General features: G+C 58.1%; 14 protein-coding genes. 4 read left to right on the top strand and 10 right to left on the bottom strand.

Annotated elements, in window-relative coordinates; genetic code table 11:
* Nucleotides 1-46: 46 nt before the first annotated feature.
* Together ptsP and ACR0CR_RS06475 are read right to left on the bottom strand one after the other, a co-directional pair.
* On the bottom strand, nucleotides 47-2,290 hold the full coding sequence (gene ptsP, locus ACR0CR_RS06480) for a phosphoenolpyruvate--protein phosphotransferase (protein WP_480597746.1): 2,244 nt from the start codon (nucleotides 2,288-2,290) through the stop codon (nucleotides 47-49).
* A gap of 47 nt (nucleotides 2,291-2,337) precedes the next feature.
* Nucleotides 2,338-3,576, bottom strand: a complete 1,239-nt coding sequence (locus ACR0CR_RS06475; RefSeq protein ID WP_480597745.1) for an aspartate kinase — start codon at nucleotides 3,574-3,576, stop codon at nucleotides 2,338-2,340.
* 157 nt (nucleotides 3,577-3,733) lie between these two features.
* Between ACR0CR_RS06475 and ACR0CR_RS06470 the strand changes: the two genes are divergently transcribed.
* Nucleotides 3,734-4,090, top strand: a complete 357-nt coding sequence (locus ACR0CR_RS06470; RefSeq protein ID WP_480597744.1) for a hypothetical protein — start codon at nucleotides 3,734-3,736, stop codon at nucleotides 4,088-4,090.
* Here ACR0CR_RS06470 and ACR0CR_RS06465 read toward each other — a convergent pair.
* The 5 genes from ACR0CR_RS06465 to ACR0CR_RS06445 all read right to left on the bottom strand — a co-directional run bounded on the left by ACR0CR_RS06465 (nucleotide 4,084) and on the right by ACR0CR_RS06445 (nucleotide 7,130).
* The gene (locus ACR0CR_RS06465) at nucleotides 4,084-4,722 is read right to left on the bottom strand and encodes an SDR family NAD(P)-dependent oxidoreductase (RefSeq protein WP_480597743.1); all 639 of its coding nucleotides are present in this window, start codon (nucleotides 4,720-4,722) and stop codon (nucleotides 4,084-4,086) included. The two genes, ACR0CR_RS06470 and ACR0CR_RS06465, sit on opposite strands and share 7 nt — an antisense overlap.
* Nucleotides 4,723-4,725: 3 nt before the next feature.
* Complete coding sequence (locus ACR0CR_RS06460; RefSeq protein ID WP_480597742.1) at nucleotides 4,726-5,178, bottom strand: DUF1178 family protein; 453 nt, start codon at nucleotides 5,176-5,178, stop codon at nucleotides 4,726-4,728.
* A 71-nt stretch (nucleotides 5,179-5,249) separates the two neighbouring features.
* Nucleotides 5,250-5,747, bottom strand: coding sequence for an NUDIX hydrolase (locus ACR0CR_RS06455; RefSeq protein WP_480597741.1), 498 nt, complete (start codon nucleotides 5,745-5,747; stop codon nucleotides 5,250-5,252).
* Nucleotides 5,748-5,833: 86 nt separating this feature from the next.
* Nucleotides 5,834-6,583, bottom strand: coding sequence for an EcsC family protein (locus ACR0CR_RS06450; protein WP_480597740.1), 750 nt, complete (start codon nucleotides 6,581-6,583; stop codon nucleotides 5,834-5,836).
* A gap of 52 nt (nucleotides 6,584-6,635) precedes the next feature.
* Complete coding sequence (locus tag ACR0CR_RS06445) at nucleotides 6,636-7,130, bottom strand: GNAT family N-acetyltransferase (RefSeq protein WP_480597738.1); 495 nt, start codon at nucleotides 7,128-7,130, stop codon at nucleotides 6,636-6,638.
* A 71-nt stretch (nucleotides 7,131-7,201) separates the two neighbouring features.
* On the opposite strand from ACR0CR_RS06445, the gene ACR0CR_RS06440 reads away from it, so the two are divergent.
* Entirely contained in the window at nucleotides 7,202-7,807 is a 606-nt protein-coding gene (locus ACR0CR_RS06440) for a flavin reductase family protein (protein ID WP_480597736.1), read from the top strand.
* 133 nt (nucleotides 7,808-7,940) lie between these two features.
* Here the strand turns inward: ACR0CR_RS06440 and ACR0CR_RS06435 are convergent, their stop codons facing one another.
* Complete coding sequence (locus ACR0CR_RS06435) at nucleotides 7,941-9,575, bottom strand: SulP family inorganic anion transporter (RefSeq protein WP_480597735.1); 1,635 nt, start codon at nucleotides 9,573-9,575, stop codon at nucleotides 7,941-7,943.
* Between the two features lie 208 nt (nucleotides 9,576-9,783).
* On the opposite strand from ACR0CR_RS06435, the gene ACR0CR_RS06430 reads away from it, so the two are divergent.
* Nucleotides 9,784-10,656 carry an S-methyl-5'-thioadenosine phosphorylase gene (locus ACR0CR_RS06430; protein ID WP_480597734.1) on the top strand — a complete coding sequence of 291 codons (873 nt, stop codon included), beginning with the start codon at nucleotides 9,784-9,786 and terminating at the stop codon, nucleotides 10,654-10,656.
* A gap of 2 nt (nucleotides 10,657-10,658) precedes the next feature.
* Here ACR0CR_RS06430 and ACR0CR_RS06425 read toward each other — a convergent pair whose 3' ends face one another.
* Nucleotides 10,659-11,525: an alpha/beta hydrolase gene (locus ACR0CR_RS06425; protein WP_480597733.1), complete on the bottom strand. Its 867-nt coding sequence runs from the start codon at nucleotides 11,523-11,525 to the stop codon at nucleotides 10,659-10,661.
* 166 nt (nucleotides 11,526-11,691) lie between these two features.
* On the opposite strand from ACR0CR_RS06425, the gene ACR0CR_RS06420 reads away from it, so the two are divergent.
* On the top strand, nucleotides 11,692-12,321 hold the full coding sequence (locus tag ACR0CR_RS06420; RefSeq protein WP_480597732.1) for a LysE family translocator: 630 nt from the start codon (nucleotides 11,692-11,694) through the stop codon (nucleotides 12,319-12,321).
* Nucleotides 12,322-12,325: 4 nt separating this feature from the next.
* Here ACR0CR_RS06420 and ACR0CR_RS06415 read toward each other — a convergent pair whose 3' ends face one another.
* Complete coding sequence (locus ACR0CR_RS06415) at nucleotides 12,326-12,499, bottom strand: hypothetical protein (RefSeq protein WP_170354960.1); 174 nt, start codon at nucleotides 12,497-12,499, stop codon at nucleotides 12,326-12,328.
* Between the last annotated feature and the right edge of the window lie 156 nt (nucleotides 12,500-12,655).

Here is a 12,655-nt window from a genome sequence, read left to right as displayed (position 1 = left end):
GCATAAATCAACACCGGATTTGCAATAAACCTCAATTGTCCCGCCGTCAGCCCTGATTTCGCAACCACTCCATCACCGAGGGACGCACGGATTGCTCACCCCGGTGGCGTGCATCAGCGATGATTTTGCGCAACGCTTGCAGGTCGGTCCGCAACAGCACGCTTTTGACCGGCCCGATTGAGGCCGGTCGCATCGAGAGCGAGCGGATGCCCATCGCGGCAAGGCACAAAGCCTCAACAGGACGGCCCGCATCCTCGCCGCAAAAGGACAAGGGCGTGTTCGAGATGTTGCAGCGCTCGACAATCCGTTCGATGAAGCTGAGGAAGCTGACATTCAGCGTGTCGTAACGGCGGCGCACCAGCTCGTTTTCGCGGTCCGCGGCGAAGAAGAATTGCTTCAGGTCGTTACCGCCGATCGAGACGAAATCGACCTCATCAAAGAACTTTTGCGGGGCGAAGGCCAAAGACGGTGTCTCCAGCATGGCACCGACCTCAATGTTCTGGGGCAAGACATGCCCCAGGCGCTTTTCCCGTTCGATAGTCTTGTTGACCTCCCACCGGGCTTCGCGAAATTCATCGGCTTGAGCCACGAAGGGAAACATAATGGTCAGCGGACGCCCATTGGCGGCCCGCATTAGCGCCTGCAATTGCATCCGCATGACGCCGCGCTTGTCCAGACCCACACGGATCGCGCGCCAGCCCAGTGCGGGGTTGGGTTCTTCGACGTGCTTCATATAGGGCAGAACTTTGTCCGACCCGATATCCAGCGTGCGAAAGACAACCCGCTTGTCCCCCGCTGCATCCAGAACCCGTTGATATTGGGTCACAAGTTCGGACCGTTTAGGCATCTGATTGCGGATCAGGAATTGCAACTCGGTGCGAAACAGGCCGACCCCTTCGGCCCCGGAATTGTTCAGCGAAGGCAGATCAGCCATCAGACCGGCATTCATCACCAGATTGATCCGCTCTCCGTCCCGCGTCACTGTCGGGGTTTCCCGGATTGAGGCGTAGCGCTCTTGCGCCTTAGCCTGCATCGCAATTTTGTCACGGAATGCGCTGACCACCTGGTCTTCGGGCCGCAGATGCACCATGCCCTGATCGCCATCCACAAGGATGTGGTCTCCGTTCAGCGCTTCGGTCGTGATCCGCCCCACATGCACCACCAGCGGAATCGCCAGCGCACGCGCAACGATGGTGGCATGACTGCCGACCGAGCCTTCCTCGAGCACGATCCCTTTCAGCGACCGTCCGTATTCCAACAGATCGCCGGGGCCGATGTTGCGCGCAATCAGAATCGGGTCGGGCGGCAGGTCCGCACTGTCGGTCTTGCCCTGCCCTGTCAGAATGCGCAGCAGACGATTGCTGAGGTCATCCAGATCGGCCAACCGTTCGCGCAAATAGGGGTCGGTGACCTGGCCCATGCGCACACGGGCCTGCGATTGTTCCTTCTCAACCGCCGCTTCGGCGCTGAGGCCACGGGCGATGTCTTCCTCCATCCGGCGCATCCAGCCCTTGGAGTTGGCGAACATGCGGTAGGCTTCCAATACTTGCAACTGCTCGGTATCGCCATTTCGGGACATCTCGAGCATCTTGTCGACGCCGACGCGCAACTCATCCACCGCCTCGATCAAACGCTCGCGTTCGCGGTGCGGATCTTCGGCAATCGGGTTGGTGACGACGACGCGGGGCTCGTGCAGCCATACATGACCTTCGGCTGACCCTTCCTGCGCCGGACCGCCCGATAACTGAACCGACTGCTGGTGTCGCGGCGAGAGGGCCGCGCCCTCGCCCACAAACGCGCCCAGTTCGGCCATTTCGGCCAAAACCATTGCGACGACTTCCAGCGCGTAAACCTCATCCGCCGAATATTCCCGCGCCTGGCGGGATTGAACGACAAGAACACCAAGCTTTTCGCCAAGCCGCTGAATAGGTACGCCCAGAAAGGACGAATACCGCTCCTCTCCGGTTTCGGGCATATAGCGGAAGCCTTTGGCCGAGGGCGCGTTGGCGGTATTCACGATCTTGCCCGAATTGGCGACGCGGCCCACCAACCCCTCGCCCATGCGCATGCGCGTCTTGTGGACGGCTTCGGGCGACAGCCCTTCGGTCGCGCACAGTTCCAGCGTGTCTTCGTCGCGGAACAGGTAGATTGAGCACACCTCGGCACGGATGCTGTCGGCAATCAGATGGGTGATCCGGTCAAGTCGTTCCTGACCGGCGGCCTCGCTGGCCATCTCTTCACGCAGCCGCCCCAGCAGCTTGCGGGATTCTGTTTCGGTTCCGTCCGCCATGGCCCACCCAAATTAGTGCGTCAGGCGAGACCCTTGGCAGAAAATGCTCAGGCCGCCTTGTCCAGTTCAAAAGCATCATGCAGTGCCTGAACCGCAAGTTCCATGTATTTCCTGTCTACAAGAACGGAAATTTTAATCTCAGAGGTTGTAATGACCTTAATGTTGATCCCCTCACCCGAGAGTACCTTGAACATTTTGGCCGCGACACCCGATTGCGAGCGCATGCCGATGCCAACAACCGAGACCTTGCAAACGTCATTGTCAGCAACGAGCTCGGCATAATTCAACTCGCCCTTTTCCTTTACGGCCATCAACGCCTGTTCGGCGCGGACCACTTGATCGGTCGGGCAGGAAAAGGTCATGTCCGTGCGACCTTCGTCCGAGATGTTTTGCACGATCATATCGACATTCACACCTTCGTCGCTAAGCGCGGTAAAGATAATCGAGGCGATGCCGGGACGGTCGGCGACGGAAACGACCGTCATTTTGGCTTCGTCGCGGGAATAGGCCACACCGGCCACTACGTTAGATTCCATGATATCCTCCTCGGCGCAGACCAGCGTGCCTGCATTGTCGGATTGCTCTTCAAAACTCGACAGCACCCGCAGGCGCACTTTGTTGCGCATCGCCAATTCAACTGATCGGGTCTGCAGCACTTTGGCCCCAAGCGACGCAAGTTCAAGCATTTCTTCAAACGAGATTTTGTCCAGTTTCCGGGCTTTTTCGCAGATGCGCGGGTCGGTTGTGTAAACGCCGTCCACATCCGTATAGATGTCGCAGCGCTCGGCTCCAAAGGCTGCCGCAAAGGCCACCGCGGTCGTGTCCGATCCTCCGCGGCCCAGAGTGGTTATACGGCCTTCAGGGCTGAGGCCCTGAAAACCCGCGACCACCGCGACCTTCATTCCCTCATCGAATTTCTGAGTGATGTTCTCGGTCGGGATGTCTTCGATCCGCGCCTGGCTATGGGCGCTGGTGGTCAACAGCGGAACCTGCCATCCTTGCCAGCTGCGCGCCGGGATGTCCATTTCCTGAAGGGTCAACGCCATCAGACCGGCAGTGACGTTCTCGCCCGAAGAGACAACAGCATCGTATTCGCGCGCGTCGAACAGCGGCGAGGTTTCATTGACCCAGCCGACCAATTCGTTGGTCTTGCCGGACATGGCCGAGACGATGACGATGACGTCATACCCCTTTGCCACCTCAACGCCCACGCGCTTGGCGGCGCGGCGGATACGGTCGAGATTGGCGACAGACGTGCCGCCGAATTTCATCACGAGTACGGGCATGGGGAAAACGTCTCCGCGCCTTGGATTTCTGGTTCCGTGCGTCTTATGCGAGGGGGGCCGCAAGGGCAAGTGGGCAAAGCCCGTCATGATGCGGGGCTTCTTTACATTCGCGACGCCCAATGCAAGCCTGCCACAACAACTTAATCAAGAGGATTCCATGCGTTACATTGCGCTCACCCTTACCCTGCTTTCCACTCCGGCCCTGGGCCAGGTTGCCAAGCTATCCGGGACCGACGGAAAAAACGCGGTGGGCACCATCCCTTGTGCCGCAACCTCTGGTGAAGCACTGCGCGACTGCCCTGCCGAACTGCGCCGCCATGACGACGGCACAACAACATTGGCCGTCGGCCTGGGCGGCGGCGATGTGCGCAGAATTTACTTTAAAGGTGGGGTGCCGGACTCCAGCAGCTCGACGTCGCGGATCACATATGAGACGCGCGGCGACCTGATGGTCATCTTCATCGATCCGGGGGAGGTCTATGAAATCCCCAAAGCTGCGCTGGCTGCTCAGTAAGGGTGCGATTTCCCGTCGTATGTATCGAAGCAGCCTGAAGTCGCAATCGAAAGCGCTGAAAACCGCTCAACCAACCCGGCAACAGACGCGTCAACAGTGATCGCTGCCGCAGAGCCACCCATATCGGTTTGCACCCAGCCTGGATGGTAGATACCGACAGGGATACCGTCCTTTTCCAAGTCCGCCGCCAGGTTCCTCCCGAGGTTCAGAACAGCCGCCTTGGAGGCACGATAGATATAACTTCCACCTGGAGCACGGGTATGTGACGCCATCTGCGACGACAGCAACGCAATCTTGCCGTTACACGCACGTAGATTGGGCAAAAGGTTCTGAACGGTAAGAAAAACACCGGTCACGTTCGTCGCAAAGCTCTGTGCCCACATGTCGGGCGGGTAACCGTTCAGGTCCTGATTTTTGTCCAGATACACTCCGGCATTGCAGATCAGCAGGTCAATTGGCTTGCCACCCAACCAACTTGCGAAACTTGCGTGATCACCAGGGTCCGTCACATCCAGAGCGAAGTCCGCGTCTCCGGCGCGTGCCGTACCGGTCACGTCATGGCCTTGCGCCCGGTAGTATCGAGACAGGCCCGCGCCGATTCCGCGGTTCGCCCCGGTAATAACGACATGCATCGGTCAGTTGGTCTTGCGGGTCGGAATAAACGGCAATGGTGCTACAGGTACGCCATCTTCGACCAGCGCTCGAGCTTCTTCCGGTTTGGCCTCCCCGTAGATCGACCGTTCTGGCGCATCGCCCAAATGTATCTTTCGCGCCTCGTCGGCAAAATCTCCGCCCACGTAGTCTGCGTTTTTTTCGACCGTTTGGCGAAGCTTGGTCAAAACCTTTTCAACGTCCGGCGAAGGCGTTGCCACGTCGATTTGCGTTGCCGTTTCCGATTGGTCGGTCCGATCCGCAGCCTTCCGCGCCGGGCGCACCCGGGGCGTCATGATCGCCTTTTCAACGGTGCTGCATCCACATATGGCGCAAGTGACCATGCCGGCTGCAGCAAGCTTGTCAAATGCCGCTGCCGACTGAAACCAACTGTCAAAGCAGTGGCCTTCACTGCATTTCAACGCGTATTGAATCATGCAACTTCCATGGTTCGGTTGGCGAATAGATACCGAGCGATACCTCAATATCAAGTCTTGATATCCATGCCTCAATGGCCGTAGCGACCGAATTCGTGTAACGTTGCGGCAAGTTCGCTTGAAAAGACATAGTCCGAGGCTTTTTCGGGCGAAAGCCACATACGATTTCTTTGACCAGCCTCAGGGAAGTCTGCAGCCATTCGATTCACTTGCAGTGGAAAAACCTCGACCTGCACAAATACCGAGCCTTTGTTCGGTCGGTTTTTGACGTAAGAGAAGCGCCCGCAACTGACGTTGCTACACCGCCCGGAAACGCCGGCTTCTTCCCAAGCCTCTCGCTCGGCCGATTGGGCCGGACTGAGCCCATCTACCAGCCAGCCTTTTGGGATAATCCACCTTTGCGACCGGCGTGTTGTGATCAGCAGAACCTCTGGTTGTCCGCCTTTGGTGCGATAACACAGTGCAGCCGACTGCGCCCGGAGCGGCAACTGACCATACCGTCCCTGAAAAGCGGGGGTCGCGTGTTTACCTGCACGGCTGTTCAGCCCTTCAATCACTGCCCGTCTCACTTGCCTGCTCTGCTTATTTTGCGGGTTGTTGTCTAAAGACTACAATATTTTGAAATTCGAACCAAGCGCCACATCCAAAGTTGCCGTCATTTGGACACGCGATGCGACAGACGTTTTACCAAGTCGGAATGCGCGATATCGGCGTCAATCGCCAGCCTTCGCAGTCCGAAATGTACGCGAGCAATCTGCTGATAATACCGCGTGTAGACAAAATTTGTTCCACCGCCTGCCACGGCACCCAAAACGGGAACTGACTGTACGGCCAGTTTTTGCCCCAATACGACGGACAACTTTGGCGCGACCGCCGCAATCAGTCGTTGCATGGCTGGGCCGGTCAGGGTCAGACGTGTTGAAAAGAAGGCTAAGTCCGCGCCGTCGTCCATGGACAAAGGCCCCGCGGCGGACAGAACCCTAATGCTGTCAAATTTCACATTGTCCGAGTCGGGATCAAAACCCTCTTGGGCCGCCGCCCCCTGAATTGACCTTAAAATCATTGCGGTTGTGGCCGGAAGTTCAACCAAAGCCGTAGATACCCCGCCTAACCCTCCTGCGGCACCCATCGCGGTGGTGACCACAGTGTTTACCCAAGGCTTTTGGTCCGGGATCGCTCGGCGCGACCCTTGCGCCGCGTGCATCGCAAGCCAGAGCGCCTGTTCCGTTGCCTGACCGAGGCCAGCTCGCACTGAATTTGGCAATTGATCCAGCAGAGATTCAGCAGAACCGCCCAGACGGTTGAGCAAGGATACCCCCGCGCCACCCGCCGAACGATACATCTGCCCCAGCCGGTCCAACTCGGCCTCGGGGTCAACTTTGCCAATAAGAACGACGTCCTGCATAAAGCCCTCCTGCCGATTAGACATCGGCACTGCGGGCCGTGTTTTCAACTGGTCAGCGATCCCATCGGGTGACTTGGCCTTTCGTTTCGCCCCAGGCGCCCGGCGTCAGATCCAACCCCAAAATGCGATCCGGGTTGGTCGGTGGCGGCATGTCGATCCCATGCAATCTGTTAAAGCCAAAACGCGAATAATAGGGCGCATCCCCGACCAGCATCACCCGATCCCACCCTTTCGCGCGACCGGCGGCCAGCCCTTCATGGATCAGAAAGCCACCCAAACCTTCACCCTGATGGGTCGGGTGGACGGCTATTGGGCCAAGCAACAAGGCATCATGTTCGCCCACATGAACCGGCCAAAACCTGATGGCTCCGGCCAGGATACCCTGCCCGTCGCGGGCCAGCATGGATAAGTCCTGTACAGGCGGCACTCCGTCCCGCAGGCGATACGATGACAGAGCCTCGCGCCCGGGCGCAAAGCACAGGTCATAGAGAAACTCGACCTCCCACCAATCGTCCGGCTCTTCTGGCCTGATCCCGAACTGCTGCACCCTGCCCTCTTTTCCTTGCTGGCAATCGCCCTAGCACTTCGGTACGCCTTGGGCAAACGCTTGGAGATCATATGTTCTATCGCCCCGAAGACGGCCACGGTCTGCCGCACAACCCGTTCAACGCCATTATCACGCCGCGCCCGATCGGATGGATCTCAAGCCGTGATGCGGACGGGATTAACAACCTTGCTCCATATTCGTTCTTCAATGGGGTTGCCTACACGCCCCCGCAGGTGATGTTTGCGACCACCGGAACCAAGCATGATCAGGATGGCGGAAAAGATAGCATCGCCAATATCCAGGCGACCGGCGTTTTCTGCGTGAATGTGGTGGCGCATGCGCATAAGGACGCGATGAATGCAAGCTCTGCTGGGTTACCGAAACACCAGGACGAGTTCGAGCATGCCGGGTTGCAGTCCGTCGAATGCAACACAATCGCATGTTCCCGGGTCAAGGACGCTCCGGCGGCGCTCGAGTGCAAATTGACCCAAATCGTAACTTTACCCGGCGAGGCGAACCGGGTTGTGTTTGGAGAAGTTACCGGCGTCCACCTGCGCGATGATTGCCTGCGTGACGGGAAATTCGACGTCACCACGTTTCAACCACTGGCCCGTCTGGGGTATCGTGACTACGCGGTTGTGTCCGAGCTATTCTCGCTCAACCGGCCCGACGACTGAGGTCGAATGGGGCGCTGCCCCCGCCACCCGTTGGGTGGCTCCCCCGGGATATTTTCAGCCAGATGAAGCGAGGGATCCCTTATTCATCTGGCCCTAAATATCCCGGAGCGCGAGGCAGAGCCTCGCATAGCTGTCAGTGGCCACCCAGAATCCCGGTACGAACAGAATAATCTACGGCCAGTTCGTAGTCGGGGTCATCGTCGCTGTCGACCATCAGATGCCCTGCCTTGTTCAGCAGCTTGTGGCAGTCTCGGCTGAGGTGGCGCAGCATAACGCGCTTGCCCGCAGCTTCGTATTTGGCGGCGATGTTTTCGATCGCTTGCAACGCCGACTGATCGACAACGCGGCTTTCGGCAAAGTCCACGATCACGGTTTCCGGATCGTTCGGCACATCAAACAGTTCGACAAAACCCTCGGAGGACCCGAAGAAGAGAGGGCCTTGGATTTCATAGACTTTCGCACCCTCTTCTGTCGCGCTCTCGCGCGTCACTGCATGAATGCGCTTGGCGTTGTTCCAGGCATAAGCCAGGGCGGAAACGATCACGCCGACAACGACTGCCACAGCAAGGTCTTCCATGACCGTCACGACAGTTACGAGGACAATAACAAATGCGTCCATCAGAGGCACTTTGAGCAGAATTTTGAACGAGTTCCAGGCAAAGGTGCCGATCACCACCATGAACATCACGCCGACCAGAGCAGCCAGCGGGATTCGCTCGATCAGAGGCGACGCAAACAGAATGAATGCCAACAGGAACAATGCTGCCGCGATCCCTGCGATGCGGGTTCTGCCGCCAGACTTCACGTTGATCATCGATTGCCCGATCATCGCACAGCCACCCATGCCGCCGAAGAAACCGGTGGCCACGTTGGCGACGCCCTGAGCGATGCACTCCTGCGAGGCCCCGCCCCGTTTACCGGTGATTTCACCAACAAGGTTGAGGGTCAGCAGGGATTCGATCAAACCGATGGCCGCAAGAATGACGGCGTATGGCAGGATGATCTCGAAGGTTTCCCAGTTCAAAGGCACCATTGGAATGTGAAAGGACGGCAATCCTCCTTCAATCGAGGCCAGATCCCCAACGCGTGGGACATCCAGCCCGATGCCAATGACCAATGCCGCAACCACAACGATGCCCGCCAACGGAGCAGGAACAATCCGGGTGATACGCGGCATGACCCAGATCACTGCCATCGTCAAAGCGACCAGGCCCAGCATAGTATAGAGCTGCATCCCGGACAGCCATTCGCCGCCGCCCACGCCATGACCGGTGTTTTCCATTGTGCCCGGCACTTTGAACTGGCCCAATTGTGCCAGAAAAATCACGATCGCCAGACCATTCACAAAGCCCAGCATTACCGGATGCGGCACCAATCGAATGAACCGGCCCCAATGCATCGCACCGGCAATGACCTGCAAAATGCCCATAAGAACAACCGTCGCAAACAGGTATTCCACGCCGTGTTGCGCCACCAGCGCCACCATAACGACGGCCAGAGCCCCGGTTGCGCCCGAGATCATCCCCGGACGACCGCCGATAAGGGCAGTGATCAGCCCCACCATGAAGGCCGCATAAAGCCCGACCAACGGATGCACACCCGCGACAAAGGCGAAGGCCACGGCTTCAGGCACCAGTGCCAACGCCACGGTCAGGCCCGACAGCAATTCAATCCGCAGACGCGAGACAGTCAGACCTTCGTCCGGAGACCACCGCAAATCGGGAATGACAAGGCGATTGGCAAAGCTTGCCAGCATGGCTCGGGGCATGGGACTGTCCTGTGGCTTGGGTCTGTTAGGCGCGAAAAGCGCCTTGTACCCGCCATTTGCGATGAAAGATACGGCGTTTGACGGGACACTGATATGCAAATTTCGCATATCTAACGGATTGATCGCGTAAACGCATGAGGCCACTTGCCGAATCCGTTCCCGCCCCGCAGAAATTCAGTGAAAGAATAAATGAATGTGGAGACTAGACGTGGCCCAAACAAAAATCGCCGTCATCGGTGGATCAGGCATTTATGACATCGATGGCCTGGAAAACGCAGAATGGGTTACCGTTGAAACGCCTTGGGGCACCCCGTCTGACCAAATTCTGACAGGATCACTGGATGGCGTAGAGATGGCTTTTCTGCCCCGCCATGGGCGGGGACACGTACATTCGCCGACCGAAGTTCCCTACCGCGCCAATATCGACGCGCTCAAGCGATTGGGGGTGACCGACATCATCTCGGTGTCCGCTTGCGGGTCTTTTCGCGAACACATGGCGCCGGGGGATTTCGTGATCGTTGATCAGTTCATCGACCGGACCTTTGCGCGTGAGAAAAGCTTCTTTGGGACCGGCTGCGTGGCCCATGTCAGCGTCGCGCATCCCACGTGTCCCCGCCTTTCGGACGCATGCGAAACTTCCGGAAAGGCTGCTGGTATCAACATTCACCGCGGCGGCACGTACTTGGCTATGGAAGGCCCGCAATTCTCGTCTCTGGCCGAGTCAAAAATGTACCGCGAACACTGGGGCTGCGACGTTATCGGCATGACCAACATGCCCGAGGCCAAGCTCGCCCGTGAGGCCGAGATCTGCTATGCCTCTGTCGCGATGGTCACCGACTATGACAGCTGGCATCCTGACCATGGCGAGGTCGATGTGACATCTATCATCGCCACCTTGACCGGGAACGCCGAAAAGGGCCGCGCGTTGGTCAAGGGGTTGCCCGCGCTGTTGGGGACAGATCGCGCACCCTGCCCGCACGGGTGCGACAGAGCGCTGGAATACGCGATCCTGACCGCGCCAGAGAAACGCGACCCGGCGTTGCTGGCCAAACTGGACGCTGTTGCGGGCCGAATTCTCTGACTTCAGTTTTGCCCTAGGCTGCTCTGAACCTCATCCCAAAGCCCGTGCGACCAGAGATCGTTGTGGGTGCCATCTGGGATCACGTATAGCTGAGCGGCATCGCCTGACATTCCGGCCAGCGACTTTCCGTGGTGCACCGGAACGGTTTCGTCATCCGTCCCGTGGAAGATCAGGGTTGGAACAGTAATCTCTCCGATGATGTCCCGCGTCGCGAACTGGTCCTTCATCAAGGCCGACACTGGCAGCCAGGGGTACCGTTCCGCGGCGACATCGACCGTCGCGGTGAACGGTGCCTCCAACACAAGTAGTTCAACCGCAGGCCGCCGCTGAGCAACCGCCGCGGCAACTGCTGTGCCAAGGCTTTGACCATGCAGGACAATGGGCGTGCCATCGGCAGAGAGACTGTCGAATATCTGGATACCGTCCGAGATCAGAGCGATTTCGGATGGCTCTCCTTCGCTGCCCGGGTAGCCGCGGTAGCTGGGTGCGAACAGTCCAAATCCGCTATTGAGGATTTCACGCATTCTGTCTGCTCGGTCACCCAGGTTCCCGGTTTGGCCGTGGAAGAACAATACAGTTGGTGCGCCTTCGGTTGCGGCGGGTGCAGACCACGCGGTCAAACGTGTACCGTCCGCCATTGTCAGGGATTCGACGTTAACATCGGACAAGCCGACCGAATTCGGCTCTGGCAGTTCGCCTTCTGGCTTGAACAGCAGGGATCGCTGGTTGAAATACATGTACCCGACAGCGCCTGCGTAGAGCGTCACCACGACCAGAGTCATGAAGACCAAAACAGTCCTCAAGCGTCCGAAACTCGGCCGGACCGTGCCGGAAAACACGGATGGTTCCGCACTGTTCGAGCGTTGCATGACCCTTCCTCCTGTCTCGAGTCCTTTCACAGGTTGTAGACACTGGGATGAGTTTCAAGTCACCGGCCCAACGCTTAATCAAAACTTAAGCCAGCAACATGTTTCCACGGCTCTTGACCTTGCTGAAAAGCCGGGGCTTTGTTGAAAAAATCAGATTGGAAACACCATGTCACTTGATCTTTGGCTGACCTTCGTCGCAGCATCGACCGCATTACTTCTGATCCCGGGACCGACTGTGTTACTGGTACTTAGCTACGCCCTGTCCAAGGGACGCAGTGTCGCCGTCGCATCGGCGACCGGGGTCGCTATCGGTGACTTGGTTGCCATGACCGCCTCGCTCTTGGGGCTTGGCGCATTGGTTCTGGCTTCGGCCACATTGTTTTCCGTTCTGAAATGGGTTGGTGCAGCCTATCTGGTGTGGCTGGGGATCAAGTTGCTGCGCAGTGCACCGTCAGGTGGGCTTGAAACCGTAAGCACCGGGCGGGACGTAACGGCCCGCAGCGTTCTGAGCCACGCTGCCGCCGTGACCGCACTGAATCCAAAATCGATTGCGTTTTTTATTGCTTTTGTCCCGCAATTTCTGCGCCCGGCCGAGCTGCTGACCCCACAGTTCGTCATTCTGATCGCAACCTTTGTGGGTCTGGCCTGGCTGAACGCTCTGGCATATGCGCTTCTGGCTGACCGCCTGCGCCGAATGATCGGACGCGCGGGCGTGATAACCGCATTGACCCGGTTTGGAGGTTTAACCCTGGTTGGAATGGGCGTTGCCACCGCCGTGCTTCGACGCCCAGCCTGAGGCGCTAGTCTTCGGCGTTTTCTTTCATGAAGCCGCGGATGAACCGCCGGATTTCCCGTGCGGCGGATGTATCCAGTTCCTTGCACAGCTCGACAAAAGCGTCGCGCTCGTCCTTGTCCAGACGCAAGACCAACTGACTGTTTTTCTTGGTTGAACCCTTACCGTCTTTCTTTGCCACGCGTCCCGGTCCCGTTCCCCACTTGATTCTAAACGAGATGCATTGTATATACATCGCATAGAGATTGTAGTTATCGAGCACCTAACAATAAAAAGGAATTATGGCAATGAACCTTTATGCTGCTCAGGCATTTCTTTTGCGAGACCAACGGAATTG

This window comes from Ruegeria sp. AM2, from assembly GCF_056540685.1.
The sequence above is the reverse complement of the archived record's forward strand: the minus strand, read 5'-3'. Positions and strand labels throughout refer to the sequence as shown.

What these genes read in the sequence shown, in the direction of transcription:
- ACR0CR_RS06420 (WP_480597732.1), top strand. Translation starts at nt 11,692, where the DNA reads ATGTCACTTGATCTTTGGCTGACCTTCGTCGCAGCATCGACCGCATTA.
- ACR0CR_RS06435 (WP_480597735.1), bottom strand. Translation starts at nt 9,575, where the DNA reads ATGCCCCGAGCCATGCTGGCAAGCTTTGCCAATCGCCTTGTCATTCCC.
- ACR0CR_RS06425 (WP_480597733.1), bottom strand. Translation starts at nt 11,525, where the DNA reads ATGCAACGCTCGAACAGTGCGGAACCATCCGTGTTTTCCGGCACGGTC.
- ACR0CR_RS06440 (WP_480597736.1), top strand. Translation starts at nt 7,202, where the DNA reads ATGTTCTATCGCCCCGAAGACGGCCACGGTCTGCCGCACAACCCGTTC.
- ACR0CR_RS06460 (WP_480597742.1), bottom strand. Translation starts at nt 5,178, where the DNA reads ATGATTCAATACGCGTTGAAATGCAGTGAAGGCCACTGCTTTGACAGT.
- ACR0CR_RS06475 (WP_480597745.1), bottom strand. Translation starts at nt 3,576, where the DNA reads ATGCCCGTACTCGTGATGAAATTCGGCGGCACGTCTGTCGCCAATCTC.
- ACR0CR_RS06450 (WP_480597740.1), bottom strand. Translation starts at nt 6,583, where the DNA reads ATGCAGGACGTCGTTCTTATTGGCAAAGTTGACCCCGAGGCCGAGTTG.
- ACR0CR_RS06470 (WP_480597744.1), top strand. Translation starts at nt 3,734, where the DNA reads ATGCGTTACATTGCGCTCACCCTTACCCTGCTTTCCACTCCGGCCCTG.
- ptsP (WP_480597746.1), bottom strand. Translation starts at nt 2,290, where the DNA reads ATGGCGGACGGAACCGAAACAGAATCCCGCAAGCTGCTGGGGCGGCTG.
- ACR0CR_RS06465 (WP_480597743.1), bottom strand. Translation starts at nt 4,722, where the DNA reads ATGCATGTCGTTATTACCGGGGCGAACCGCGGAATCGGCGCGGGCCTG.